Annotated in this window: 25 protein-coding genes and 2 pseudogenes; 14 read left to right on the plus strand and 13 right to left on the minus strand. The window is 38.6% G+C overall.

Annotation, left to right across the window (positions count from 1 at the left end):
• Positions 1-11 precede the first annotated feature (11 nt).
• Positions 12-1,127, minus strand: coding sequence for a CapA family protein (locus tag LIT25_12545; GenBank protein USK36029.1), 1,116 nt, complete (start codon positions 1,125-1,127; stop codon positions 12-14).
• A gap of 109 nt (positions 1,128-1,236) precedes the next feature.
• A complete protein-coding gene (plsY, locus tag LIT25_12550; protein ID USK36030.1) occupies positions 1,237-1,821 on the minus strand; it encodes a glycerol-3-phosphate 1-O-acyltransferase PlsY in 585 nt (194 codons plus the stop codon).
• 121 nt (positions 1,822-1,942) lie between these two features.
• Here plsY and LIT25_12555 point away from each other — a divergent pair, with 121 nt between their 5' ends.
• Positions 1,943-2,350 (plus strand): CoA-binding protein, encoded by a 408-nt coding sequence (locus LIT25_12555; protein USK36264.1) that lies wholly within the window; start codon positions 1,943-1,945, stop codon positions 2,348-2,350.
• Positions 2,351-2,353: 3 nt separating this feature from the next.
• Here the strand turns inward: LIT25_12555 and LIT25_12560 are convergent, their stop codons facing one another.
• On the minus strand, positions 2,354-3,613 hold the full coding sequence (locus tag LIT25_12560) for an MFS transporter (protein ID USK36031.1): 1,260 nt from the start codon (positions 3,611-3,613) through the stop codon (positions 2,354-2,356).
• A 14-nt stretch (positions 3,614-3,627) separates the two neighbouring features.
• Positions 3,628-4,122, minus strand: a complete 495-nt coding sequence (locus tag LIT25_12565; GenBank protein USK36032.1) for a PadR family transcriptional regulator — start codon at positions 4,120-4,122, stop codon at positions 3,628-3,630.
• A gap of 425 nt (positions 4,123-4,547) precedes the next feature.
• On the opposite strand from LIT25_12565, the gene parE reads away from it, so the two are divergent.
• On the plus strand, positions 4,548-6,515 hold the full coding sequence (gene parE, locus LIT25_12570) for a DNA topoisomerase IV subunit B (GenBank protein ID USK36033.1): 1,968 nt from the start codon (positions 4,548-4,550) through the stop codon (positions 6,513-6,515).
• A 4-nt stretch (positions 6,516-6,519) separates the two neighbouring features.
• Positions 6,520-8,940, plus strand: a complete 2,421-nt coding sequence (parC, locus tag LIT25_12575; GenBank protein USK36034.1) for a DNA topoisomerase IV subunit A — start codon at positions 6,520-6,522, stop codon at positions 8,938-8,940.
• Positions 8,941-9,135: 195 nt separating this feature from the next.
• Here the strand turns inward: parC and LIT25_12580 are convergent, their stop codons facing one another.
• Positions 9,136-9,444: a hypothetical protein gene (locus tag LIT25_12580; GenBank protein ID USK36035.1), complete on the minus strand. Its 309-nt coding sequence runs from the start codon at positions 9,442-9,444 to the stop codon at positions 9,136-9,138.
• A 244-nt stretch (positions 9,445-9,688) separates the two neighbouring features.
• On the opposite strand from LIT25_12580, the gene LIT25_12585 reads away from it, so the two are divergent.
• Positions 9,689-9,958 (plus strand): alanine:cation symporter family protein, encoded by a 270-nt coding sequence (locus LIT25_12585; GenBank protein ID USK36265.1) that lies wholly within the window; start codon positions 9,689-9,691, stop codon positions 9,956-9,958.
• Here LIT25_12585 and LIT25_12590 read toward each other — a convergent pair.
• Together LIT25_12590 and LIT25_12595 are read right to left on the minus strand one after the other, a co-directional pair.
• Positions 9,944-10,576: a hypothetical protein gene (locus LIT25_12590; protein USK36036.1), complete on the minus strand. Its 633-nt coding sequence runs from the start codon at positions 10,574-10,576 to the stop codon at positions 9,944-9,946. The genes LIT25_12585 and LIT25_12590 overlap by 15 nt on opposite strands.
• 48 nt (positions 10,577-10,624) lie before the next feature.
• Positions 10,625-10,951 (minus strand): hypothetical protein, encoded by a 327-nt coding sequence (locus tag LIT25_12595; protein ID USK36037.1) that lies wholly within the window; start codon positions 10,949-10,951, stop codon positions 10,625-10,627.
• A gap of 215 nt (positions 10,952-11,166) precedes the next feature.
• Here LIT25_12595 and LIT25_12600 point away from each other — a divergent pair, with 215 nt between their 5' ends.
• From LIT25_12600 to LIT25_12625, 6 genes are all read left to right on the plus strand, one after another.
• The gene (locus tag LIT25_12600; GenBank protein ID USK36038.1) at positions 11,167-11,985 is read left to right on the plus strand and encodes a glycerophosphodiester phosphodiesterase; all 819 of its coding nucleotides are present in this window, start codon (positions 11,167-11,169) and stop codon (positions 11,983-11,985) included.
• Positions 11,986-12,277: 292 nt separating this feature from the next.
• The gene (locus LIT25_12605) at positions 12,278-12,838 is read left to right on the plus strand and encodes a biotin transporter BioY (protein USK36039.1); all 561 of its coding nucleotides are present in this window, start codon (positions 12,278-12,280) and stop codon (positions 12,836-12,838) included.
• Positions 12,839-14,287, plus strand: coding sequence for an AMP-binding protein (locus tag LIT25_12610; protein ID USK36040.1), 1,449 nt, complete (start codon positions 12,839-12,841; stop codon positions 14,285-14,287).
• Positions 14,284-15,378 (plus strand): acetyl-CoA C-acyltransferase, encoded by a 1,095-nt coding sequence (locus tag LIT25_12615; GenBank protein USK36041.1) that lies wholly within the window; start codon positions 14,284-14,286, stop codon positions 15,376-15,378. The genes LIT25_12610 and LIT25_12615 overlap by 4 nt, the downstream gene beginning before the upstream one ends.
• A 46-nt stretch (positions 15,379-15,424) precedes the next feature.
• Complete coding sequence (locus LIT25_12620; GenBank protein USK36042.1) at positions 15,425-15,583, plus strand: hypothetical protein; 159 nt, start codon at positions 15,425-15,427, stop codon at positions 15,581-15,583.
• Between the two features lie 30 nt (positions 15,584-15,613).
• The gene (locus LIT25_12625; GenBank protein USK36043.1) at positions 15,614-16,153 is read left to right on the plus strand and encodes a PfkB family carbohydrate kinase; all 540 of its coding nucleotides are present in this window, start codon (positions 15,614-15,616) and stop codon (positions 16,151-16,153) included.
• Between the two features lie 626 nt (positions 16,154-16,779).
• Here LIT25_12625 and LIT25_12630 read toward each other — a convergent pair.
• From LIT25_12630 to LIT25_12645, 4 genes and pseudogenes are all read right to left on the minus strand, one after another.
• Positions 16,780-17,416: pseudogene (locus LIT25_12630) on the minus strand (formylglycine-generating enzyme family protein).
• Positions 17,417-17,615: 199 nt separating this feature from the next.
• A complete protein-coding gene (locus LIT25_12635) occupies positions 17,616-18,404 on the minus strand; it encodes an ABC transporter permease (GenBank protein ID USK36044.1) in 789 nt (262 codons plus the stop codon).
• Positions 18,401-19,306, minus strand: a complete 906-nt coding sequence (locus LIT25_12640) for an ABC transporter ATP-binding protein (GenBank protein USK36045.1) — start codon at positions 19,304-19,306, stop codon at positions 18,401-18,403. The genes LIT25_12635 and LIT25_12640 overlap by 4 nt, the downstream gene beginning before the upstream one ends.
• Positions 19,303-19,542 (minus strand): PLD nuclease N-terminal domain-containing protein, encoded by a 240-nt coding sequence (locus LIT25_12645; GenBank protein USK36046.1) that lies wholly within the window; start codon positions 19,540-19,542, stop codon positions 19,303-19,305. Before LIT25_12645 ends, LIT25_12640 begins: the two co-directional genes overlap by 4 nt.
• Before the next feature lie 138 nt (positions 19,543-19,680).
• On the opposite strand from LIT25_12645, the gene LIT25_12650 reads away from it, so the two are divergent.
• A complete protein-coding gene (locus LIT25_12650; GenBank protein ID USK36047.1) occupies positions 19,681-20,220 on the plus strand; it encodes a transcriptional regulator in 540 nt (179 codons plus the stop codon).
• 318 nt (positions 20,221-20,538) lie between these two features.
• Here LIT25_12650 and LIT25_12655 read toward each other — a convergent pair whose 3' ends face one another.
• Complete coding sequence (locus LIT25_12655; GenBank protein ID USK36048.1) at positions 20,539-23,013, minus strand: penicillin acylase family protein; 2,475 nt, start codon at positions 23,011-23,013, stop codon at positions 20,539-20,541.
• A 338-nt stretch (positions 23,014-23,351) separates the two neighbouring features.
• Here LIT25_12655 and LIT25_12660 point away from each other — a divergent pair.
• Both LIT25_12660 and LIT25_12665 read left to right on the plus strand, forming a co-directional pair.
• Positions 23,352-23,432, plus strand: a pseudogene (locus tag LIT25_12660) (hypothetical protein).
• Between the two features lie 14 nt (positions 23,433-23,446).
• Positions 23,447-23,566 (plus strand): DnaB-like helicase C-terminal domain-containing protein, encoded by a 120-nt coding sequence (locus tag LIT25_12665; protein USK36424.1) that lies wholly within the window; start codon positions 23,447-23,449, stop codon positions 23,564-23,566.
• A 229-nt stretch (positions 23,567-23,795) separates the two neighbouring features.
• Here LIT25_12665 and LIT25_12670 read toward each other — a convergent pair whose 3' ends face one another.
• A complete protein-coding gene (locus LIT25_12670) occupies positions 23,796-24,431 on the minus strand; it encodes a hypothetical protein (protein ID USK36049.1) in 636 nt (211 codons plus the stop codon).
• Positions 24,432-24,755: 324 nt separating this feature from the next.
• Between LIT25_12670 and LIT25_12675 the strand changes: the two genes are divergently transcribed.
• Positions 24,756-26,399 carry a M4 family metallopeptidase gene (locus tag LIT25_12675; GenBank protein USK36050.1) on the plus strand — a complete coding sequence of 548 codons (1,644 nt, stop codon included), beginning with the start codon at positions 24,756-24,758 and terminating at the stop codon, positions 26,397-26,399.
• The last annotated feature ends 27 nt before the right edge of the window (positions 26,400-26,426 follow it).

Here is a 26,426-nt window from a genome sequence, read left to right on the forward strand (position 1 = left end):
TTATAACTTTCTTATTTTAAATTCTGAAACATATGCTCTTGGATCGCTTTATTTTGAGTCTGATCAACATTTTTCAGCTCTTTTACACGATAGGCCCGGTTGTTTTGACTGACGACAATCGTCGGAACGAAGCCTGGGTCTGTCAGCTCCATTGTTTTAGTTCCATCGGTAAGTTTTTTCGTAAGATTTATGGAGAAAATACCGCCGATTTCTTTGTATTCACCAACTTGACCTGATAAGAAGTTTCCTAAAGAATAGATGACAAATGTGTTATTTCCATTTTTTCCTTTTACCCATTCCATGGGCTGAAGGACATGCGGGTGATGACCAATGACCAAGTGAACACCCTGATCAGCCAGGAACTGTGCAAGCTCCTGCTGCTCCTCGTTTGGAAGCCGGATATATTCTACTCCCCAATGCATGCTTACGATGACGGCATCTGACAGCTTTTTCATTTCCTCAATATCTTTTATCATTTTCGGTTTATCAATTAAGTTTACGAGATGAGGTTTTCCTTCAGGAACTGGAATGCCGTTTGTTCCGTATGTATAAGCCAAAAACCCTAATTTCACGCCATTTTTATTAATGACCCGGGGTGTATCTGCATCTTGGCTGTTTCGGTAGCCGCCAACATAAGGCATTCCGATTTCATCATAACGGTCAGTAGCATTCAATATGGCTTTTTCGCCGCGGTCAAGCGTGTGATTGTTGGCAATACCAGCTATGTCAACACCTGCATCCTGAAAAGCATCTACAACCTCAAATGGGCTGTTAAATGAAGGGTAAGTGGACAAGCCAATTTCAGTTCCGCCAATCATTGTTTCCTGATTAGCAAATGTAATGTCGCTCTTGCCAATCAAAGGTTTTACATCTTTTAACATTGGTTTGAAATCATAAGAACCGCTTTCTGTTTTTGCATCATTGTATACACGCCCGTGAATTAATATATCTCCGATTGCCGAGAGTGTAACGGTTGATTTAAATGATTTGGGCGGCTGATTCACATTCATTCCAGAATGCGCTTTCACAGGGTGTTCTGTCTCTTCTTTCGGATTTGCAAAAAGAAAGAATGCTGTACCGATTGCGGCCAGCAAAACGAAAGCTGAGATAATCCATTTCTTCATCATGTTGTATTCTCCTATAAGGATTCTTTTTTACTATCATAAACGATAGGATAAAAAAAGGAAATCCTATTTAGATTGCACAAAACATGAAAAAAGCTGCCCGGGGACAGCTTTAAATCCATTTTACTTTCGGTTCTGTTTTATCTCTTATACGTTTAATATTGGCACGATGACGGTATATAACAAACAGGGACAGAATGCTGACAACTGCAATTAATACCGGATCACCGATGAAAATGCTGAAAATGATTGCATAGATGCCAGTGAGCATGGATGACAGTGATACATATTTTGTTAAGTATAAGAACAGGAAGAAGACAGCGAGCATCGTTATGAACATCAGCGGTGCAGAGAACAAGAGAATGCCTCCTGAGGTAGCAACTGCCTTTCCGCCTTTGAAATTGGCAAACAGCGGGTACGTATGGCCAATGACAGCGAAGATTCCGATCAGCAGCGGATGCACGTTCTCTAAACCAAAAAAGAATGGGAGGGATGCTGCAAGCGTTCCTTTTAGAATATCCGCGATGGTCACAAGCAGTCCTGCTTTTACACCAAGAGTGCGGAATGTATTCGTTCCTCCCAGATTCCCGCTCCCATGTTCACGGATGTCAATTCCGTAACCCACTTTCCCGACGATTAGGCCAGATGGAATGGAACCGAGTAAATAAGCTAAAATAATAATGGCTGCAATAATCAATGAATCCGCTCTCCTTAGTTTATAATTGAATAAAACTATTTTATCATGTAACTAGCACTTAAGACTACGTCATAAAATAGAAACGAAAAAAAATCATACAGAAGGAGTTTTTACTATGAGTATATCCATCCCATCGAGAGAAAAAATTGGAAAAATATTAAAAAAGAGCAAACGAATCGCTGTCGTGGGCCTGTCGGATCAGCCTGAGCGCACTTCTTACATGGTCAGTAAAGCGATGCAGGATGCAGGATATGAAATTATTCCGGTGAATCCGACAATCAAAGAAGCGCTTGGTGTGAAAGCAGTGGGCTCTTTAAAAGATATTGACGGTCATATTGACATTGTGAATGTATTTCGCAGGTCAGAGCATTTGCTCCCTGTTGCAGAGGAGTTTTTAGAGATTGATGCAGACGTTTTCTGGGCTCAATTAGGTCTTGTAAATGAGGATGCTTATCATTTATTAAAAGATAAAGGCTTCACGGTTATCATGGACCGATGCATTAAAGTAGAACACGCTTTAACAAAATGAAAATCACAGGGGATAACCCTGTGATTTTCTTATGCCAGAATTCTTTGAAGAAGATGATGGTTTGTATATCGCGGCCAATGCCCCTAAAACAATCGTCGCAGCACCTGCATACACTAGTACACTGGCTGAGCCTATCCAATTGGCGATAATTGCTCCCGCTGTTGGAGCAGAAAGCATAGCAAGTGTCTGCAAAGCCATGGCTGCAGCAGAAACCCTTCCCATCAGTTCTTTCGGCGTTTCAGACTGAAGCAAATAACCAAAAGGAATCGAAGAGACTGAACCGAGCAGGCCAAGCATGAACGCACTTGTAAACCAAACCCAATGATCCAGTACAAATACCTTTAATCCTCCCAGACCTGTCATGACAATGAATATGCCGCTAAAGAGTGTAGCTATTGCCATAAAGCGTAGTGAACGGTTCTTCCATGCAGTCCATTGCCCTATAATAAGGGAGCCGATAACGCTGCCAAATCCTACTGCACTCATGACAACACCGAAGCTGCCATCATCAAACCCCAGTTTTTGAATGATGAAGATAAAAAGCCCGTCATACAAAAAAATAATAAAAAAAGAAAGGGAAGCAAAAAGAATAGATGCTCTTAACAGAGCAGTCCTGTTAATATGCGATATTCCTTCTTTAAGTTCATGCAAATATGACTTTTTTTCTTTCTCGTTATGGACAGCTTCTGTTTTAAGCTCAGGAAGAAAGGCCAAAAATCCAATAGCCGCAGCAAAGCCAATGATTTCAGCAATAAAAGGACTTCTAACACCGTACAAAGCAATCAGTAATCCGCCTAAAGACGGCCCGATAATTTTCATTGAATTGACTGAAAGAGTGCTCAGGGTAACTGCTTCAGGAAGCTGTTCTTCGGAAACGGTCATCCGAATTGCACTTTGACGTGCAGGATCATAAAGAGCAGCTGCAATTCCTTTCAGCAAAACAAACAGCAAGAGAATATGGAGGCTGGGAGAAAAAAATAATCCGATAACAAATACAAGCCGAAAAAGCAAACAGATTAACATGACCTTCTTTTTCGGCAGGTGGTCAACAAAGACGCTTGCAAAAGGTCCAATAAGGACCCAAGGAAGGGCCATAATTGTAATTAATGCCGCAATCGCTCCCTCTCCATGATGCCAGTGATAGGCGATGATGACCTGCAGTGCGATAAAATCGAGCCAATTGCCAAGGTCGGAAAAGACCTGTGCACCAAATAAAGAGCGATAAGCGGGGACTTTCAAAGGTTTAAATAGACCTGCTTTCACAGCACAACCTCCTGTCAACTCATGAATTTATTACGCCGGTCAAGAAGCTTTTTTTCCATGCTCCGGGGTTCTTGTGATGGCGGCAGAGCACCCGTTTTTAATTGTTCAACAGATTCATTTATCCAGTGGATTTCAGTTTCCAATTTCATTTCTGCATAGCGGATGCCAATCATTCCGATACTTGAAATAAATGAAGTGCCATTTTTCTGCCAATGACGGACGTATTGAAGGAGCTCCGTACTTTCTGTTTTCCTTTTTTCTAGATGGGATACTAGGAGATTTTCGTCAATTTCCGTATGCCAGGCTGCCCATTTCATAAATAATTCATCATTCACAGATGGATAGGACAGGGCTTCCGACAGCCAGTTTTCAAGTTCGGTCCAGCCTTTTTTCGTCAATTCATATTGCTTTTTCTGCCGGCCGCCTTGTTCTTTTAAAACAGAGTAAATGTAGCCATTCTCCTCCAGGTTTTTAAGCTTGGGATAGATGCTCCCATAGTTATTCCCCAAAAAAGACTTGACGCTTTGGTCTCAAATTCACTTTTTATTTCGTATCCTGAAGCGGGAGTACTAATGACGGCTAAAATAGAGTGTTCAATCGACAATGAGAGGCCTCTTTATGGATTGATGTATCAATCTGATATATCATAATGTTATGTCTAAAAGGGAGTATTTTCAACATTTTTCCAAAATATTTTCAATTTCAGCGTGCATCTGCTAAGATTTAGTTTGCGAAATTTTTAGCAACAGATAAAATATAGCTAGGTATTTATTTTTATACGCTACTTTTTCTAAACAATGGTAAACTTGAAAAAGAGTAAAGGTGCAGGGCTTGTCACGTTGCCTGATGGTAGGATATGATATAGAAACATACGTTCTTAATGTATAGCAATGTCTGACGTGACATTTGTTTTTTTGAAAGGAGCTTAAATCGTTTGGGTAAGCAGCAGCAGTTTGATTACAATGATGATGCGATTCAAGTATTAGAAGGATTAGAAGCAGTGCGGAAAAGACCGGGTATGTATATCGGCAGCACTGATGCGAGAGGCTTGCATCACCTCGTCTATGAAATCGTTGATAATTCCGTTGATGAAGCATTAGGCGGATTTGGTGATCACATAATCGTTAAAATACATAAAGATAATAGTGTGTCTGTTCAGGACAAAGGGCGCGGAATGCCAACAGGGATGCACAAGCTCGGTAAACCGACAGCAGAAGTCATTATGACAGTCCTGCATGCCGGAGGGAAATTCGGCCAAGGCGGATATAAAACAAGCGGCGGGCTCCATGGCGTTGGCGCCTCTGTAGTTAACGCACTGTCTGAATGGGTTGTCGTCACCATTCATCGCGATGGATATGTCTATGAACAGCGATTTGAAAATGGCGGTAAACCTGCAACAACTCTAGAGAAAATCGGGAAGTCGGGTAAAACAGGCACAATCATTCATTTCAAGCCTGATCCAGCCATATTCAGCACCACAACATATAACGCTGAGACATTAAGTGAGCGCTTAAGGGAATCCGCTTTTCTTTTAAAAGGCTTAAAAATTGAGCTGATTGATGAACGGAATCAGACTAAAGACGTTTACCACTACGAAACAGGGATCGAAGCGTTTGTCTCCTATTTGAATGAAGAAAAGGATTCCCTGCACAATGTTGTCTCCTTTGAAGGGATACAAAACAGCATTGAAGTTGAATTCGCTTTTCAATTTAACGATGGATACTCAGAGAATATCCTATCGTTTGTAAATAACGTCCGGACAAAAGACGGCGGAACACATGAATCTGGTTCCAAAACGGCCATGACCCGTGCATTTAATGAATACGCAAGAAAAGTCGGCATTTTAAAAGAAAAAGATAAAAATCTGGATGGATCAGATATACGAGAAGGACTTTCAGCGATCATTTCCGTCCGGATCCCTGAAGAGCTTCTGCAATTTGAAGGGCAGACCAAGGGAAAGCTCGGCACAAGTGAGGCAAGATCTGCAGTTGATTCTGTCGTATCGGAAAATCTTGCTTACTTTTTAGAGGAAAACCCGGAGACAAGCACGCTGCTTGTCAGAAAAGCGATAAAAGCTTTCCAGGCACGGGAAGCAGCCCGGAAAGCCCGCGAGGAAGCAAGAAGCGGAAAGAAAAGAAAACGTTCTGAGGCCACGCTCAGCGGAAAACTTACCCCTGCACAATCCAGAAATCCTCAAAGAAATGAAATTTATCTGGTTGAGGGTGATTCTGCCGGCGGTTCAGCGAAACAGGGACGGGACAGACGCTTTCAGGCAGTTCTTCCATTGCGCGGAAAAGTCATTAACACAGAAAAAGCAAAGCTTGCAGACATTTTTAAAAATGAAGAGATTAATACAATCATTCATGCCATCGGAGCAGGTGTCGGAGCCGATTTTAATGTTGAAGATTGCAATTACGATAAAGTCATTATCATGACAGATGCTGATACAGACGGAGCGCATATTCAAGTTCTTATTTTGACTTTCTTTTACCGCTATATGAAGCCGCTCATTGAAGCAGGAAAAGTTTTTATCGCTCTGCCGCCTTTATACAAAGTCAGCAAAGGAACAGGAAAAAAAGCGGTCGTGGAATATGCCTGGTCAGATGAAGAGCTTCAGGATGTTCTAAAGAAAGTTGGAAAAGGCTATATGATTCAGCGCTACAAAGGTCTTGGAGAAATGAACGCAGATCAGCTGTGGGAAACGACAATGGATCCGGAGACTAGAACATTAATCCGTGTCCGCATTGACGATGCCGCACGTGCTGAGAGACGCGTCACAACATTGATGGGTGACAAAGTTGAGCCTAGACGGAAATGGATAGAAAGCAATGTAGCATTTGGCTTAGATGAAGAAACCAACATCTTAGAAAACGAGAACTTATCCGTCGCAGAGGAGGAATAACTAAATGACACAGCCAGAAAAATTTCGCGATCTCCCTCTTGAAGATGTGATAGGTGACCGTTTTGGGCGTTACAGTAAATACATTATTCAAGACAGAGCATTGCCTGATGCACGCGACGGGCTTAAGCCTGTTCAGCGCAGAATCCTTTATGCAATGCATGTGGATGGAAATACGAATGACAAAAACTTCCGCAAATCAGCAAAAACAGTCGGTAATGTAATCGGCAACTACCATCCTCATGGAGATACATCCGTATATGACGCCATGGTGAGGATGAGCCAGGATTGGAAGGTCCGGAATCTCCTGATTGAAATGCACGGAAACAACGGAAGCAACGACGGAGATCCTCCAGCTGCGATGCGTTACACAGAAGCAAGGCTTTCTCCGATTGCTTCGGAACTTCTCCGTGATATTGATAGACGTACGGTTGAATTTGTGCCAAACTTTGATGATACCAGCCAGGAACCTCTCGTCCTGCCTGCCATGTACCCGAATTTGCTCGTAAACGGCTCAACCGGGATTTCAGCAGGCTATGCGACGGATATTCCTCCTCATCACTTCGGTGAAGTGATCGACGCTGTCATGAAAAGGATTGATCAGCCGAACTGTTCGGTTGATGAGCTAATGACGGTGATTAATGGTCCTGATTTTCCGACTGGTGGAATCATTCAGGGAATCGAAGGCATTAAGAAGGCCTACGAAACAGGAAAAGGCAAGATCATCATTAGAGGCAAAGCAGAAATAGAAAGCATCAGAGGCGGAAAGCAGCAAATTGTCATTACAGAAATCCCTTTTGAAGTGAATAAAGCCAATCTTGTTAAACGGATGGATGAGTTCAGAATTGAACGGAAGCTTGATGGTATTGCAGAAGTCCGTGATGAAACAGACCGCACAGGCATGCGGATCGTGGTTGAGCTGAAGAAGGAAGCAGATGCACAAGGCATCCTGAACTATCTCTATAAAAACAGTGATTTGCAGGTGCCTTACAATTTCAATATGGTTGCCATTCATAACAGAAGGCCGACGTTAATGACGCTTCCGACAATCTTAGATGCGTATATTGCACACCAAAAAGAAGTCATTACTAACCGTTCCAACTATGACTTGCAAAAAGCACGCGAGAGACAGCATATTGTTGAAGGATTAATCAAGGCTTTATCGATTCTTGATGAAGTAATTGCGACAATCCGTGCTTCAAAAGACAAGCGGGATGCTAAAGATAACTTAATTTCTAAATTTCAGTTTACAGAGCTTCAGGCAGAAGCCATTGTCTCCTTGCAGCTATACCGATTAACCAATACGGATATAACGGCGCTTCAAAATGAAGCAAAAGAGCTTGATGAAAAAATCACAGCCCTTCTTGAAATCCTGAATAATGAAAAAAGATTATACCAAGTTATCAAAGCAGATCTGAAAAAAGTCAAAAAGATGTATGCTGATGAAAGAAGATCTGTGATTGAAAATGAAATCCAGGAGATTAAAATCAATCTTGAAGTGATGATTGCTTCAGAGGATGTCATCGTCACGGTGACGAAAGACGGCTACATTAAACGCACAAGCGGACGATCCTATGCTGCATCAAACGGCCAGGACTTTGGAATGAAGGAAACAGACCGTTTGCTTGCGAAGTATGACGTAAACACAACAGAAGTCGTTCTTCTCTTTACGAATAAAGGAAATTACATCTATTGCCCTGTGCATGAATTGCCTGATATCCGCTGGAAGGACCTTGGGCAGCATATCGCCAATATCGTAAATCTCGAGCGGGATGAACAGCTGATAAAAGCGATTCCGGTCAAAGACTTTACAACTGAGCAATACATGCTGTTTGTCACTAAAAACGGCATGGTCAAAAAAACGGAGTTAAAGCTGTATAAAGCACAGCGATATTCTAAGGCATTGATGGCTGTAAATTTGAAAAATGATGATGTCCTGATAGATGTGCATGTTACATCTGGAAGAGATGATCTCTTTATTGCAACACAGTTCGGGTACGGCTTATGGTTCTCAGAGGAAGAAGTGAACATCGTTGGAGCAAGAGCAGCAGGTGTGAAAGGCATTAACTTAAAAGAGGGAGATTCCGTAATCGGAGGCTCAGCATTTACAGCCGGAGAAATTCCTCAAGTTGTCATTGTTACTCAAAGAGGAGCCGCGAAAAAAATGTCACTCAAGGAATTTGAAAAAACCTCACGTGCAAAACGCGGATTGATCATGCTGCGCGAGCTTAAAAATAACCCTCACCGGTTAGTCGGCATGCAGATCATTCAGCCGGAGGATACGATTATGATCAAAACGGAAAAAGGACAGATTGAAGAAATTGCACCTAAAACCTTAAGAGCAAATGATCGTTACAGCAACGGTTCATTTTTCATAGATGAAGGAGATTCAGGATCTGTAAAAGAAGTTTGGCGCATAACGAAATAATTAATGATAAAAAAGACATCCTCAGAAAATAGAGGATGTCTTTTCGTTTTATTTGCTCTTTGTAAAGTAATCAGTGAATGCATGCATAATCTCGATTCCCTGATACAAAAATAGACTGACTGCCGTTAATGAAAAGCATGTCACCATAATAAATCTCAGCCAAAACATCGCGTCGCCCTCCTTTACATATAGTCTCTAGGTTGGAAGCGATGCTTTATCGAAATAAGATGATTGGTAAAAAACAGCCAGTAAAAATTTCTTTCTGAAATTCCATCCTGTCAGCATGGCAATGAAATAGACTGCAGCTAAAAGATACGATTCAATTTCTGCAAGACTGTGTTCAATGAAGAAAGGGAACTTCAGATCGTCTTTTTCATCAGCAGAGGATGGCTGCACATGATCTTCAAGATCAAAAGCAGGTGCAGCAAATGAATGATGATGGATTTGCGGAACGGTTCCTGCAAGGAGTAAGGCAATGAGAAAAAGTAAGATAGGCCGTCTCATAACTTTCCTCCTTTTTTTATAATAGAACTATCATAACGCACTATTTCAAATTAGAATAGAGGAAATTTCTTTGTTTTTTCTAGCCAAATCGACAAAAAGCGATATAGACTTGCTAAGTCATGATAGATAAATTGCCATAACAGACACTTGGTGTTTTTTTGACACAATCATTATATGCAGCACAACTGCATTCCTCATTCTTTGTTTGGTACGCCCCCAGACTTCGGCATAAGGCGGAATTCTGATTACCCAGGCTGCATGGCAATCGCATATCGGAGATTGGGCTGGAACATTCCTGGAAGTTGCGATCCTTCTGTTCGCATTCAGTTCGGTTATCGGAAATTACTGCTATGGGAAGACCAATATTGAATTTTTGAACGGGAACAAATCTGCGCTTTTCATTTACCGAAAAAGCTGTCATTTGCATGTTGGCTCTATAAATAAATGGTTTAAGGATTGTTCCAGGTATATCAGCTGCATAGATAAACTTTTGATAAGCCTATTTTTTAGATAGCATGGAATTGCGATCAATCTTAAGGTGATAGTTTTCAGTTTCAAAGCCTCTGGAAGTATTTAAATCAAGGACATCAATTGAAAGAGAAACATCTGAATAAGCTGAGCCTCTTAAATAATCCTCTAGAGGTACTTTTAATTCGCCAGTTTTATCAGAAGAAACCTTTAAAAGCTCTTTTGATTCCTTTTTGACACCATCTTCATAAAAAGTAAGATAGAATTTATAGGCTATTTGATCTTTATTTGCTATTCCAAACCGCAGCACCTGATCCTTGATGCCAAGGAAGTCAGGAGTTTTTATATAGGGGGAATCATCTATCTTCAAACCGCTTGCTTCTTCCAAGAACTGAAACATTTTTTTATTATCCAGCACATTTGGAATTCGTTTATTTTCATGCTGCGTTCTTAAATAAAAAGGTTCATTGCTGCTCTTGACCTCTTGTATGTCAGTTTCTTCAGCAGCTCCATATAAGAGGACATAATCCTCAGCAATAATCTCCTGCGGGTACCATTGGTGAGCATCGTCTGCATAATTCCAAAACGTATCCCATCGAATAGGTAAATCATCAATTTCTCTGATTTTACTCCACTCAGAAAAAGGCAAATGATGTGATAACACGTAATGATAAGCAAAATGATGGCCATATTCATGGGAAAGGGTGTCCCTTTACAAAGACACTTCAGTATATTTATCCCCTTGATATAATGTAATGCTGTCTGTCAAGGCATGAAAGCTTCCTTTAGTTGAAGATTCTCCTAAAGAACCGCCTCTGACCCGCACTTCCTGAAGCAGGGAAAGCTCATCTCCATGCTTATTTTGAATCAGCTCTTTGTATAACTGCTTAAGCTTCGTTTCATCCCAGGCATCTGTATAGCTTAAAAACATGATTCCTTCCGGAGATTGATAGCTTGCATGATAGTCAGAATCATAGACCAAAGGATCCAGACTGAGTAAAAACGGAAAAGACAGGAGAAGAATTAGCACCATTTTCATCTAACGATCACTTCCTCAAATGTCATTCTATCACGCATTCCAGCACAAATAGTCTGCATGATTTTTCCAATAAATGTTTGTAAAGGAAAGCATGCTAAATCTCCTAAACTTATTCACAGTAAAGATATTATTCTGATATATCCTCTTCACATTATATATACAATGATCTATTAAACTAAAGCTGTTGGAAAAAATAGCGAATGGGAGACGATGAAATGAATAAAAAGTGGGCAGCGGGAGCGGGTATTGCACTCGCATTGTTAGTTGGTCCAATCACACAGCCATCTTCAGCAGAAGCAGCGGGGACCAAGATTGATAATGTAGCACATCGGGGAGCTTCAGGATATGCACCTGAGAACACGATTGCAGCGTTTGACAAAGCTGTCGAAATGAAAGCTGATTACATTGAAATTGACGTTCAAAGAAGTAAGGACGGGGAATTAGTCGTCATTCATGATACTACAGTAGACCGTACCACAGATGGCAGCGGACCCGTTCAAAGTTTAACGTATGAAGAAATAAGAAATCTTGATGCAGGCAGCTGGAAAGGCACAGAATTTGCAGGTGAAAAAATTCCGTCATTTGATGAAATCCTTGATCGCTATCACGGGAAAGTAGGAATACTGATTGAACTTAAAGCACCAGAGCTATATCCAGGAATTGAAGAGAGCGTTGCACTTGAGCTAAAAGAGAGAAACTTAGATAAACCTCAAAATGAAAAAACAATTATCCAATCATTTAATTTTGAATCAATGAAGAAAATGAATGATCTTCTTCCAAAAGTACCAATTGGAGTTTTGACATCATCTCGATTACATACAACACAGCAGGCATTAAAAGAATTCAGCGCATACGCTGACTATTTCAACCCAAGCTATACAATCGTCACAAAAGACCTTGTTAATCAAGTACATGAAGAAGGAATGAAAATTCAATCCTGGACGGTTCGAAGTCAAGAAACGGCTGATTTTCTTTTAGAGATGCAAGTGGATGGAATTATTACGGATTATCCGGATTATGTAGATCCGAGATAAGGAATAAAAAAAGATTGATCCTTAATAGAAGGGTCAATCATTATTATTTTTAATTAAACTATGTTCTAAATACTCATAAATAAAATCGCCGCTCAGACACTATCAGCTAGATAACCATGTTCAGAAATACTTCGCCATGTCTTATTTACATAACACTGAATTAGAGGAAATCAAAAAAGCCTTAGATCAATAGAATCTAAGGCTTTTTTGAATATGGAAATAATTAATCTTTACAAATAAATAGGATGGGTTTTATAATCATGTTAACTTCAAAGTAAGGTGGGTTAACATAATGGAATTAAAAAAAATAGTCTATGTTTCTATGTTTGCGACAATTATGGGAGCACTAGGGATTGTTCCGCCAATCTTTTTAGGATTTTCTCCCGTTCCGATTACCTTACAAACGTTAGGTGTCATGTTATCAGGAAGTGTGTTGGGAGCGCGTTTAGGTCCCAAATATGCGGCCCTTAGTCAAATCTTATTTTTATTATTGGTAATGACCGGTTTACCTTTATTATCTGGCGGCCGGGGTGGAATCGGTGTTTTTTTCAGTCCATCAGGAGGATATCTCATGGGGTGGATCGTAGGTGCTTATGTGATCGGATTTTTATCTTATCGTATGAAAAACGTATCATTTGTTAAGATTTTGCTTGTTAATATTCTTGGTGGTATTTTTATTGTTTATTTATTCGGCATTCCGATTCAAGCCTTCATGATGAATATTCCTATTGCAAAAACGGTTATTCTTAGCCTGGTGTATCTTCCTGGTGATTTTATAAAGGTAATTGTTGCTTCCTTGCTTGCTATTAAGTTGCAAAAATCTATCCCAATTTCGAAAAAACTGGAGGCCTAAATGAGAATTACCAGCACTTATAGAACGTATGCTCAAAAAAATAACAAACGGCCTGCCATCGTAACAGATAAAGAAATAGTTTCATATAGTGAATGGTATGATTTAGTTCAGCGAACAGCTGCCTCTTTTTATAAAGAAACTGCGATTTATAAAAGAGTTGCCTTATTCTTGCCAAATGGACGCTTGTTTTTACAGCTATTCGCTGGAGCGAGTGAAGCAGGCTGGGCTAGTATGGTCGGAGATATGAGGTGGAAAGAGCAGGAAATAGAAGAACGGCTTCAACATATAACTCCTGATCTTATCATTGCTGATGAAAAGATGAAGGAATATTTTCATCAGCATTCAACAAAGACCATTTTTTCAGATGAAATCGAGAAATGGCTATGTGCCAGCATTGATTTTCAAGAGAATGACGATAATGTCCCTTTTTACATTGGTTTTACCTCTGGTTCAACAGGCAAACCAAAAGCATTCATACGTTCCCATGCTTCATGGATAGAAAGTTTTCGGTGTAATCAAATAGATCTCGGGATGACAGAGAAAGAACATGTGTTAATACCCGGTTCATTTATAAATTCTACCTTTTTATATGGAGCTTTAAGTACCTTGTTTTTAGGAGGCACGATTTATGTGCTGACAAAGTTTTCGCCCGCACGTTTGATGGATTTCTTACATGACTATCCGATTTCTACTGTATATGTAGTACCTACAATGATTCAGGGACTATTAAATGAAGGATATTATAATGAACAATCAGTTTCCTTTATATCTACAGGGGCGAAGTGGCTGCCAAGCGTGAAGACCAAAATGCGCCTTCAGTTTCCAATCGCTAATTTTTATGAGTTTTACGGGTCGTCCGAGCTTAGTTTTGTCACGGTTTTAAAAAATAACGAACAGATCCAACATGCGGATTCAGTTGGAAGAGTATTTCAGAATGTTGAAATTAGTATTCGCAATGAAAAGGGAGAAGAAGTAGGTGTTGGAGAAGAGGGAGTTTTATATGTAAAAAGCAAAATGCTTTTTGATGGATATTTAAATAATGAGGAAGAAACAAAAAAAATATTACAGGGAGATTGGGCAACAGTTTATGATATCGCCAAAATAGATGAAGAAGGTTTTGTATACATTCTTGGCAGGCAAAATGATATGATTATTTATGGCGGAATGAACATTTACCCCCAAGAAATAGAACAGGTATTAATGAAATACGATGGGGTCGAAGAAGCGATTGTTTTGGGAATTAAAGATGAGTATTGGGGGGAGAAAGTGGCTGCTTTCATTAAAGGAAATGTGTCCTTGCCCTCTTTAAAAAATTATTGCCTTCAGAATCTATCTTCTTATAAAATTCCACGCGTTTGGAGAAAAGTAGCAAATTTCCCCCACACAGCGGGAGGGAAGATTTCACGCCAGGAAGTAAGAAAATGGTTTGAGAAAGGGGGGTTAGAATGACGCGAGCGGTAATCGTCAAAGCAAAGAGAACCGTAATAGGAAAGAAAGGCGGTATCTTAAGAAAGTATCCCCCCGAACAATTAGCAGCTTTTGTTATTAGAGACATCGTTCAAGATCTGCCTGAACAAGTTGATGAAATTATTTTCGGAAATGCGGTGGGGCCTGGAGGAAATATTGCGAGATTGTCAGGCTTGGAGAGCGGTCTGTCTTTTACTGTACCAGGTATGACAATCGACCGGCAGTGCGGCTCTGGATTAGAAGCAATTCGCCTTGCTTGTTATCTGATCCAAGGCGGAGCGGGGCAAATATATATTGCGGGTGGTGTCGAAAGTACCAGTCAATCTCCGTACGATAAACGGGCGCGTTTTTCACCGGAACAGATCGGAGACCCTGATATGGGTGTTGCTGCGGAACATGTAGCTCAAAAATACGGGATTACACGGCAGATGCAGGATGATTATGCTCTGCTTAGTTATCAACGGGCCATTCATTCATTAAAAAAAGACTATTATTCTGATGAACTCGTTAAAATTGCTGATATTCCCTTGCAAGATGAAAGTTTAAATCCAAAGCTTAATTATGAGAGAATGTTGCGTCGATTGTCTCCTTGTTTTAAGGAAAATGGGACGGTAACGTTGGGAAACTGTTGTGGAATCAATGATGGGGCATCGGCGGTCCTTGTCATGTCTGAGAAAAAAGCCAAGGAACTAGGATACCAACCAATCATGTGTTTTGTAGATAGTGTGGTATCAGGAGTGAACCCAAACTATCCAGCCATTGGTCCAATTCCTGCCGTTTCCCAATTATTATCTAGGCATTCTTTATCGATTCAGGATATCGATCTGTTTGAATTAAATGAAGCTTTTGCTTCAAAAGTAGTTGCATGTGCAAGTGAGCTTTCGATTCCTTATGAAAAATTAAACGTAGAAGGCGGCGCCATTGCCTTAGGCCATCCTTATGGGGCATCAGGAGCTATTTTGGTGACAAGATTATTTTATGAAGTCCAGCGTTACAAAGCGAACTATACTATTTCTGCTATAGGAATTGGCGGGGGAATTGGAATCGCTGTTTTATGGGAGAGTATGATATGAAAACAGATGTGACTTTAGTTCCGATAACAGAAGAAATGGTCCAAAGATGCAATTTCTAAAACCAATATTTATGAATGATACGATTCATATATTTGCGGAAATGAAGCTGGAAAATGAGTCTACTTATCTTGTCATCATAGGCAGGAATGGAAAAGAAGTGGTAGTTAGGGGGCAATTAAAGTTGGAGGAAGCAGCATCGTTTTAAAACCATGAAAGAAACTAAATAGCAAATTTTTTGTTATTAGTCATTTCCATTGCGACTTCTCAGGAAATTCAAGGTATAAAATCGGTCTACCTTTTATTGCTTCAATTGGAAATACCGCTTTCTACAGTCATGAAAGCTGCCGAAATTGCAAACAAACACGGGGTGAAAATCATATTAAATCCTGCTCCTGTTCAATCGCTTCCTAGATCACTGCTAAATATGGTGGATTATCTGACGCCTTACGAATATGAACTGATGTATTTTAAAGGAGTGAAAGATCTTCAAGAAAAACTAATTGTAACTCAAGGATCTAAAGGAGTCCTCCTATATGAAAATGGAAAAGAAAAACAAATTGAGGCACATAAAGTAAAGGTTTTAGACACCACTGGTGCAGGGGACACATTTAATGAAGCTTTAGCAGTTTCTTTAAGTAAGGGAGATTCATTATATCAGGCATGCCGCTATGGAAATGCTGCGGCTGCTCTAAGTGTGATGAAGTTTGGGGCTCAGGGTGGAATGCCAGTTACAGAAGAAGTAGGAAAATTTTTACAAATAAATATTCCTGGTTAATGAGCATTGCTGGATAGCAGTGTGTTTTTTTTTTTGCACATAAAAGGAAATCAAATAACAATTCTTTAGTTAAGATATGTTCTAAATAATCAATAGTAGGCAAAAAAAACTGTACTCAAAATGAAAAAAGTACTAGGTGTTATGTAAACTAGAAAGAGAGAGTAATGTAAGAATTAATGAAGGGCAAACTTAAAAACAACGAGATTTTAGGAACTGAGCAATCTATAAGATCAAACCAACCAGAAGTGAACTAGATAAAACAATAATTTAAATAATAAATAATCAAATATAAATCGTCTCACTATCTTAAGTTTACTTAGATTGTGAGACGATTTATATACCTCATTATATAACTGCCTATAATATATATTATGTAAACTTCGAAAAAAGTGTATATAAAAAGGTATTGGATACCCCTCCTTTAACAACTGACGCCAATTCACATTAAACTTACACTTTCGTGTCACCCTACACTTCCCCTTTAATGCTGTTAAGACAAAGGCTATGTTATATCTTAGTGCTGATTTTTGACAAAAAAAAAACCGCTCACAAAAATGGCGGTTAATTGAACTATCGTTCCCGTTAGTTGTGCTGTAAAACCTCGAAAGTTGGCTTGTTTGTAGAAGTTAAATAGACTGGGCAAGACGAAATCCAAGGTCGTCTATGCAAAATGACGGATGGCTGCGACGACGACACGTTGCCCCACAACCCCTAGCCTCAGCTCCCTCCTCGAAAAATTCGGTAGGAGCCGTACACTTGTTCATCATATAAATCCCAACACCACTCCCAAACATTCCCTAACATATCATACTGACCCCATGCATTCGGTTCCTTTCTTCCTACTTCATGGATTTTGCCTCCAGAATTTTCATTATACCAGGCAATCTTATCAAGCTCTCCGTATCTATAACCAGCAGTCCCTGCTTTACATGCATATTGCCACTCTGCTTCTGAAGGAAGTCGATAGCCGTTTGATTTCCAATCACAAATAATGTTTTCACCGTTATTACTTATAGAATAACACTCTTTCAGTCCAGCTTTTTGTGAAAGTAGATTACAAAAAGAAACTGCATCATTCCAAGAAATATTCACAACCGGTTTTAGATCTCCGTCAAAAGGATTAGGTGTTTTATTAGTAATATCATAGTATAGACCCATAGTTACAGGATACCGTGCAAGAAGAAACGGTCTTATTTCAGCTTTCCATTTGCTTTTTATTCTATCGTCTCTTAATTCTATTTCTCTCCCTGGAATTTTAACCATTAGATAGTCAATGTAACTCTTTATTTCATTTGACACTCTACCTTCCTCCTAATGATCTTGATTTTACAAATTCCACCGTTGATGTTTTCCAGATAACTGTCCGTTAGTTCAACAAGAATACGCTGAACCCCGAAGTTTGATGGTTGGTCTCGTAAACTAGAGCAAAAATCCTCATCTTCCCATCAAAGTTATTCTTTGCTTATTCATGATTAAATTTTTTATTGGCAATCCAATAATTCGTTACAAAGAGTATCAGCACAATCCAAACAATCGTTACTAGTGCGTTGTCTATTGCTTTTGAATTTACTGATCCTGTGACCAGCACTTCCATTGCATGTTTGCTCATACTTGCAGCATTTACAAAATCGATAATTGGACTTAAACCAACAATAATTCTGCACCCTAAAAGGAAAACAATTGAAATTAATGCGATAATACCCTGACTGTTAAAAATAGTACTAATCATCGTTGTAAAAGATACGATAAAAAGAACCCATAAAAGATAAAATAATAGTGCAGAAATCATGTGTGAAAATGGAACATCTGTAAAAAGATAATTTACATATAGATAAGAAGCAAAGTATCCAATTGCTACACTAAAAGCTGCCATTAAATAATTTGCTGCAATTTTTCCAGCTATATATGAAATAACAGTAACAGGTCGTGTTAAAATAAAGGCCAACATGCCATTTGCTTTATCTGTTTGAATAATACCCATTAATGAGATTGCAAGAATCATAAGCCCGAGCTGATCAAATTGAGATCCTAATGTGCTGGCCAGTACTTCTCCGCCTTTTTGAGCTGTCATGCTCGGATCAATTGTAATTCCCTGACCACCGCCTAATGCTCCCAAAATTGCTGGCAAGAAATGAGTTACTATAGGCTGAGTTATCCCTAAAAAGATAAAGACGATCGGCAGCCAAAAAACTTTAAAGTCACGTACCATTTGAACAAATTCTTTTTTTATCAGTACAATAAAATTATTCATTTCTTCACCACCAATTTTAAGAAGATTTCTTCTAAAGTATCGTTATTAATTTCGAATTTTACGATATCTACTTCATGCTCAAGTGCATTTACTAGTAACATATTTTTGTTTTTTTCGATGTTTTCTACTTTTATTTTGAGTTTATACCCAATGACCTCTATTTCCTTCACATAAGGTAATTTTTTTACAACGTCAATCCATTTTTTATCCTTCGCAGTGATTTCTATGTTTAGCTTATTTTTGCTATTGCGGTTTAACAGTTCATTGATTGTTGTATCTTCAATTTTTGTACCATTTTTTATAATTACAAATCGTTCGCATATTTCTTCCGCATCTCCCAATATATGGGTTGATAGTAAAATCGTTGTTTCTTTTTTTATTTCTTCGATCAGGTTTAACACTTCTCTTCGGCCGATTGGATCTAATGCGGATACCGGTTCATCCATGACAATAAGCGAAGGCTTATGCAGTAGTGCTTGTGCAATACCGAGTCGCTGTTTCATTCCACCTGAAAAAGTGCCAACTTTTGAATTTTCTTCCCCTCTTAGTCCAACTTTTGTCAAAATTCCGGGTATTGAGTTTGTTAATTCTTCTTTTTGCAATCCAGAAAGCTGCCCCATAAACGTAAGAGTTTCCTTCGCTGTCATCCAATGAAAAAAATTAGGGTACTGTGGCAGGTAGCCAATTTCTCTTTTCATTTTCGTTATCTTTTTCCCGTTCAGTAAAACTTCGCCTGCGTTTGGGGCGATAATATCTGAAATCACTTTTATTAAAGTGGATTTCCCAGCTCCATTCGGCCCGATCAAACCGACGCATTCTCCCGATTGCAGTTCCATTGAGAAATTATTGACAGCGATTTTTTCTTTAAATGTTTTCGTCACATTTTTGATTTCCAATTTCATAATCTCTCACTATCCTCTCGCCCTATAACAAAGTACAGAATTGGACCAAGTGTATTAACAAAAAGAATAATAAATGTCCACATGAGAACACTTTTTCTCTTTTTTCTATGACTGTATAAATCAATTAATGCAATTAGAACTAATAGGATACCTACTGCAATAAACGGCAATATTATGGGGATAAAAGTCATAAAGTCAATATCTTTTAAATCATCAAACCCATAGTGAATTTGCATATTTAAACACTCCCTTTTCATCTCATTATCGTTCTTGATAATGATAACTTTAAAGGAAGTTCATTGCAATACCTATTCTCATTATTTATAATAAGAATAAAATTGATAGTAAATAGAAACACAATTAAGGAGAACATTATGGCGAATAAAGTTGAAGTTTTAATGCATCCAGTAAGAATGAAAATTTCTCAGGTGCTAATGAGGAATAAAGACAATGGATTAACACCATTAGAAATGGTGAAAATTATTAAAGACGTACCTCAGGCAACTCTATATAGGCATATACAAGTCATGTTGGATTCTGGTATTATTCGCGTTATTAAAGAAAAAAAGGTCAAATCTGTTTCTGAAAAATATTACGCTTTAAATGAAAGTGAGGCTAGACTTAATATAGAAGATTGGAAAAAAGCTTCTAGTGAGAAGAAGCTTGATTATGTTTCATATTATCAATTATCACTTATGACTCAATATCAAAGTTATCTTAAGAAATTAGAAGATCAAAACTGCCGGGAAGATGGAGCTACTTTTTCTTTAGTAGAATTAAAGATAGATGAGGAACACTTTATACAATTTCAAAATGAATTAAACGAATTAATGACTAAATACTACCATACCTCGAGGAATGAAATGGATGTTCCAGTTCGAACAATCGCTATTACAATTATTCCAGATACTTAAACGAATTAACATTACTGACTTTTGTAGTGACCGGTGATTTGAATGTTCGACAAGTAGTTCACTTAGGCATTATACAAGTCTTGAACAAATTCGACGCTGAAATCCCAATTATTCACCAATCCTCCATCACGAATGGTACAGACTGTCGATATGGGATTATCGGGTGGAGACAGTTCTAAAATAATAATCAGAAACTCTCCTACTAAGGGAGAGTTTCTTCAAATCTAGTCTCGGTCTGTTTTAAATTCATTATAGGATTTTTCTATTTACATGGTGGGAGACATATAACACGTGTTGTGGGCGTTAGGCACCTTTTGATTATTTAAAATTGTTCATCTCACGATATTCATAATTTCGGTAGAGATTCAGCATTTTCCAAAGGCTTGGATTGGTGATATCTGGAGTTCCGTTTTGGTCCAAACCAATAGTTGCACTTATTCCATACGGCCAGCGACTAATTCCAACCGGGGTGGCTATGCCGTTACTATTCGGATTTTTCCCAAGGAATTGTACCAAGAATGAGTAAGTTCCTGATGTTTGATTAGGGAACTCCCCGATTTTTCCAAACACTGGATGATTAATGGGAATACTTGGTCTTGGAACTAGCCATTTACTCATGTCTTGTGTTTTAAATTGAGTGGATAGCTGTTCAAGAGAACTGATAAAACTTTGTAAAACCAATTGATCTTTTGTTTCAATTTCCGGAGTTTGGGTGTTATCAAAATAATTCCGCGACATTGATGTTTTCTCATCTAATGCACGCAATAACATATTGATCCGATCATCTTCAGAGTTAGATTTAGAAACAAAACCGCTTAATTCATCATTAAATACATTATTCAATAATGTGGAAATCCACCTATCAAAAAGTAATTGTTCTGTATTTAATTGATTGCTAGTTACTACATCATCTATCCCTTGACCATTCCATTTGGCAAGAAGTTGGTAGGCACTATTCAGTTTTTCATAGTTTGTATCGCTTTTCGGAACTGTTTTTAGTGCATTTTCCAACAATGGCAAGAGATCCGAGATTAGATATCCAGCTTCATAAAGCCCTGTTGCGGTCCCCATAACGGTTCCAATTTTCTCTTGGAGTTCCTCCATCTCTTCCATTGTCATATTATTTATTTCCATTAAATCACGCTCTAGCCACAGTCCTCGATTATATGGACCAAAATACCTTGAATCCGGATTGTTGAAAGACGGAGTTGATTTTCCATTCCATCCTGTTACATGGCCTTTCTTTGGATTAATGGAAAATGGATTCGGAAGATATTCTCCTGTCCATTCCATATCGCCTTCACCGCTTAAAGGGAGTCGGAAATCAGAATTTTCTGAACGTACCGGCATTAAGCCGGTTTGAACATAGCCAATATTTCCTTTATCATCTGCGCTTACCATATGTAATGAGGTATTAACATTTTTTGATGCTTTAATAAGATCTTTAACAGAATTGGCCTTCATTAAATTTAAAAATCCGCCAACACTTCCTGCATCTTGCATCCAGTGGGCCGATTTCCAAGTAAACACTTTTTCCCCATTATAATTGTTTGGATCAAATTCTACAGGTGCAATAACCGGTCCGTGAATAGATCGGTAAACCGTGTATTGTACAGACTGTCCTCCTGCAACTGAAATGGTCTCTACTCTTTTTTCAAAATCTACCCATTTTCCATTGTATTTATATTGATTTTTGTTATTTGGATTCAAGGTTTCTTGATAGATATCAACGTTGTCACCCATACCAACCATGAAGGACCAAGCAGTGTGGTCGTTTAATCCTATTGCGATTACTGGCATCCCCAGGATGTTAAAGCCCTCAACCTCATATCCTGAGCCACCAGATAGACGTGCTTCGTACACAATACTTGGGTAATCAAATCCCATCTGCGGATTTCCTGACAACATGGGACGACCTGATTCCGTTTTATCACCTGAAACCACCCAAGCAAAACTTGCCAACTGAGCAGTTGCACTCAACCCTAATTTTTTTACTTCCACGTCTGCTTTTTGTTCGAGTCTTTTAAAGGAAGCAACTTGATTTTCAACGGTACTTAGTCCCTCTAAATATTTCTTTGCAGCTTTTTCATCAAATGTATTAGCAAGGTTTTTATTGTTTACCTCATTATCTTCATTTACATAAGTTGGTGCATATGGGTCGTTTGCCCAATACCTATCATTAAATATATTCCAGCCTTCTTCATCTCCATAGTGGCTAATAAGCTTTTGCAATTCATCCAGCTTGGTAAGTTCTGTCCCGCCGATTGTTCCAAATCTGCGCATCATTAGTGTTCCAGCGGCTAATGAGTCTGTAACTGTCCAATTGGAAGGCATGATTTTTAATGTTTTAAATTCTAATGGAAGGCTATTCGGTTTACTCTTCCATTCTTCTATTCTTTTATTAATTCCGTTTACATATGCCTTAACGGCTTCTTGTTCTTTTGGATCCATGGATACTAAAATCTGATTATACTCTTCCTCCGTGTAACCTTGTAATCTTGTTTTTTTATCAGCAGCTATGAAATTGGGACCGAAAATTTCGGCTAAAGTACCTTTTGCTCCTCTTTTAATGATTTCAAGCTGCCATAAACGGTCTGTTGCTACTGTATACCCTAATTTTTCAAATAATTGTTGATCCGTATTAGCTATAATTTTAGGGACGTCATAGCTGTCTCTTACGACTGAAGGTTCTTTTTTTTCAGCAAATGTTACTGGCTGTCCAACAAATGGAAAAAATGAGGATGCACATAAAGCTGCACTAAGGACAACGCTTGATATAACCTTTATCTTCATTGTTTTAACCTCCTTAGATTTGAAACCGCTTTCAAAAAATATTAAAAAACGTCCATTTAATCTAATATGTATTATGTATCTAAGAAGTTTTTAAAGAATAATAAATTCTAAGACTCTCCTTTCTTTTTTGGTAAATACATCCACAATATTCATTATAGAGAACAAAGTGAAAAAATTCAATCAAAGAAGTTTGACATTTATGGACCTTTACCAACACCTTTTTACTGTGTATCATGAGCGTTTAAAGTCTGTTTTATATCCAGCTTATGAGACTTCTACATGAGAATGAGTTCTCTAAAGTACAACATTAAAAGGGGAATCGGTTTAAACGCAAAGATTTGGCGGTTGATAGTATTATAAAAGAGTTAAAGCAAATTGCCTGGCAATATGAGGTGCCAACTTTCCTGTTGTCCCAGTTGTCGAGTGTGAAGCGGTGGACGGACAAACGTCCGGTGATGTCGGATTTGCGGAATTCGGAAGTATTGAGCAGGATGCCGATGTTATCATGCTATTAAGCTGGGATGAGTTTGAACAGCAGTTCAATCAAACGTAATACATGCAAAATAAGACTGAGTGACTGTGACTTAATTAAAGTCAAAATAAAGTTCAAAGGACCATCTTTGATGGTCCTTTTTCAATTTCACCAACTCTTTTCCTATGCATTCATCTAATCATTGCAAAATAAAGGGACATCCCCTCATTTTGTAGGTACGTCCCTTTATTTTAATCAAGCTGCATGTGAATAATATAAACGTGATCATACTGGATTTTACTTAGATGAATTAATTTATCAATCCCATTTTTTCCAGACAACCGCTAAGCACATTTTTATCTATCTCATTTATTTTTTCATATTTCTCTTTATACATAGCTCTAATAATTTCTTTAACCTCTTTAAGTGTTATTACGGAATCTTTCAAGCTTTTTAAATAAAGATTCAATAGGATACTGTTATCACCAGAATGCAGCGGAGGCTGCAGATAATGAATTCCTTCAAACCGTTTGTATTCATTTCTTCCAAAAAATGTCTTTCTCTTCAAACAGTTTTCTTTTTCTTCTGCTGTACGGGCCATTTCCTCTGTTTCTGTTTCCAGAATTAAAGATTCAAGGGCTGAATTTCCCGCTCGTATGGCATCTTCTTTTAATAATTGTTCCATTTTAACTAGTGTTTTTCCACCTAATCCTTTACTTCTTACAACAGGGTTAGTGACAATATAAACGATAAAACCTGAGTTAACATCAGCCAGATAGTGTCCAGTTGCAAAGGAAATAAGCTCCTCTCCATCGAATCCCGCTAAGAACCGAAAAGTGTTAAGCTTTTCATTTTCTGCATAGGCTAAACTCTTTAAAAAAATAGAGTTTGGCTCTCTTACTTCAAACGGAAATGTTTGGTTGTAAAGTTTGAATACTTCTTCCATATGATTTAAATGCTTACCTGTGATTTCTTCCCATCTAATCTCCATACTAACCTGCCTTCTTTCAAAAAACTTACATAGCTTTAAATTATGTATAGTTCTTATTTTATAACAAGAAGGATAATCAGTCTCCTAAAAAACAGACTCTATCTAAATTCTTAGCCCGCTCTCATAAAAATTAGTACTTTAGCACTCTATTCAACTAAAAATCAATAAACTAGTAGAAATCTTCAGAAAGTTCTGTTATAAATATGTTACTCTGCTAATATAACAAGTTTCCATATTAGTCAGGGTCTATCGTTCATTTTATATTTAGGAGGAATTTCTTTGAAGAAGAATGTTGTTGCCGTTGGTTTATCAGTCGGTCTTGCCTGCAGTGGTCTGCTTAGCACCAGTGGATTCGCTGCTTCATCCCTAGATTCACAGCCAGGTAAATTCATCAAAAGCTATGGAACTCCTGAGTTCACTGCTGGAAAACTGACGAACCCATCTACAAAAGCTGCAAAAGATGTGCTTTTCGATTATCTTGAAAAGAATAAGTCGAAATACAGCTTGGGTGCTAAGTCAGCTAAAGAATCTTTTATTATAAAATCTTCAGAATCTGATGAACTTGGCGGTGATGTAGTAAGACTTCAGCAAGTATACGACGGTATACCGGTTTGGAGCTCTACCCTGGCAGCGAGAGTCGATGATAACGGAGTTCTTCAGGCAGTCAGCGGAACTTTTTCAAAAGATCTGGATAAAAAGATAGGAAAACAACTATCAAAAAAGAAATCCCTTAAACAGGCAATTGAGCTTGCTGAGACAGATTTAGGGTTTACTCCTGTTTATGAACAAAAGCCTTCTGCAGAATTAGTCATTTATCCGATGACGGATACTGCTGTTTACGCCTATCATGTAAATCTGAATTTCCTCAGTCCTGAACCCGGCAATTATCAATACTTTATAAATGCTGAAACGGGTGCAGTCATCAATAAATACAACTCGATCGACACAGCAGGTAAAACAAATCCTCCTTTAACCGGAACGAATACGGTAGGATCTGGTATCGGAGTATTAGGAGATACGAAGACTCTAAACACCCTGCTCTCGAGCGGATACTATTATTTGCAGGATAATACAAGAGGATCCGGTGTTTTTACCTATGATGCCCAAAATCGTCAGAAAACTCCAGGCACCCTTTGGAAGGATGCTGATAATAATTTAAATGCTTCCTATGACCGGGCAGCTGTTGATGCCCACTATTATGCAGGACTAACCTATGATTATTATAAAAACACGTATAATCGCAATTCTTATGACAATAAAGGAGCGGCATTGAATTCAACTGTTCATTATGGAAGAAGCTACAATAATGCATTCTGGAACGGGGCACAAATGGTTTATGGCGATGGTGACGGCACTACCTTCATCCCTCTTTCGGGAAGCCTTGACGTTGTAGCCCATGAACTGACACATGCAGTGACAGATTTCAGTTCAGATCTTGTTTACCAGTATGAATCCGGTGCATTGAATGAAGCGATTTCCGATATATTTGGAACGCTCGCTGAATACTACGATAATAACAACCCTGATTTTGAAATTGGAGAGGACATCTTCACGCCTGCAAAATCAGGAGATGCCCTTCGTTCAATGAGTGATCCGACAAAATATGGTGACCCGGATCATTATTCTAAGCGATATACGGGTACTTCTGACAATGGCGGAGTTCATATTAACAGCGGTATCATTAATAAAGCTGCTTTTCTGCTTAGCCAGGGCGGTACTCATTACGGTGTGACTGTATCAAGCGTCGGAATAAGCAAAATGGGAGCCATTTTCTACCGTGCCAATACAGTGTACTTTACATCTTCAACTAATTTCAGCCAGGCTAAAGCTGGAGCGGTACAAGCTGCTAAAGATCTTTACGGCAGTACTTCACCCGAAGTAACTTCTGTTGTCAATGCTTTTAACGCTGTAGGTATTAACTAGACTTCTGACAATTTATAACTTCTGTCC

This window comes from Bacillus sp. F19 (genome assembly GCA_023823795.1).
Lineage (GTDB): Bacteria > Bacillota > Bacilli > Bacillales > Bacillaceae > Bacillus_P.

Coding starts and splice junctions, on each gene's coding strand:
- LIT25_12595 (USK36037.1), bottom strand. CDS start 10,951: ATGAAAATGGTGCTAATTCTTCTCCTGTCTTTTCCGTTTTTACTCAGT.
- LIT25_12640 (USK36045.1), bottom strand. CDS start 19,306: ATGAAATTGGAAATCAAAAATGTGACGAAAACATTTAAAGAAAAAATC.
- LIT25_12655 (USK36048.1), bottom strand. CDS start 23,013: ATGAAGATAAAGGTTATATCAAGCGTTGTCCTTAGTGCAGCTTTATGT.
- LIT25_12600 (USK36038.1), top strand. CDS start 11,167: ATGAATAAAAAGTGGGCAGCGGGAGCGGGTATTGCACTCGCATTGTTA.
- LIT25_12580 (USK36035.1), bottom strand. CDS start 9,444: ATGAGACGGCCTATCTTACTTTTTCTCATTGCCTTACTCCTTGCAGGA.
- LIT25_12545 (USK36029.1), bottom strand. CDS start 1,127: ATGATGAAGAAATGGATTATCTCAGCTTTCGTTTTGCTGGCCGCAATC.
- LIT25_12650 (USK36047.1), top strand. CDS start 19,681: ATGGCGAATAAAGTTGAAGTTTTAATGCATCCAGTAAGAATGAAAATT.
- parC (USK36034.1), top strand. CDS start 6,520: ATGACACAGCCAGAAAAATTTCGCGATCTCCCTCTTGAAGATGTGATA.
- LIT25_12620 (USK36042.1), top strand. CDS start 15,425: ATGCAATTTCTAAAACCAATATTTATGAATGATACGATTCATATATTT.
- LIT25_12645 (USK36046.1), bottom strand. CDS start 19,542: ATGCAAATTCACTATGGGTTTGATGATTTAAAAGATATTGACTTTATG.
- LIT25_12610 (USK36040.1), top strand. CDS start 12,839: ATGAGAATTACCAGCACTTATAGAACGTATGCTCAAAAAAATAACAAA.
- LIT25_12670 (USK36049.1), bottom strand. CDS start 24,431: ATGGAAGAAGTATTCAAACTTTACAACCAAACATTTCCGTTTGAAGTA.
- LIT25_12605 (USK36039.1), top strand. CDS start 12,278: ATGGAATTAAAAAAAATAGTCTATGTTTCTATGTTTGCGACAATTATG.
- LIT25_12615 (USK36041.1), top strand. CDS start 14,284: ATGACGCGAGCGGTAATCGTCAAAGCAAAGAGAACCGTAATAGGAAAG.
- LIT25_12635 (USK36044.1), bottom strand. CDS start 18,404: ATGAATAATTTTATTGTACTGATAAAAAAAGAATTTGTTCAAATGGTA.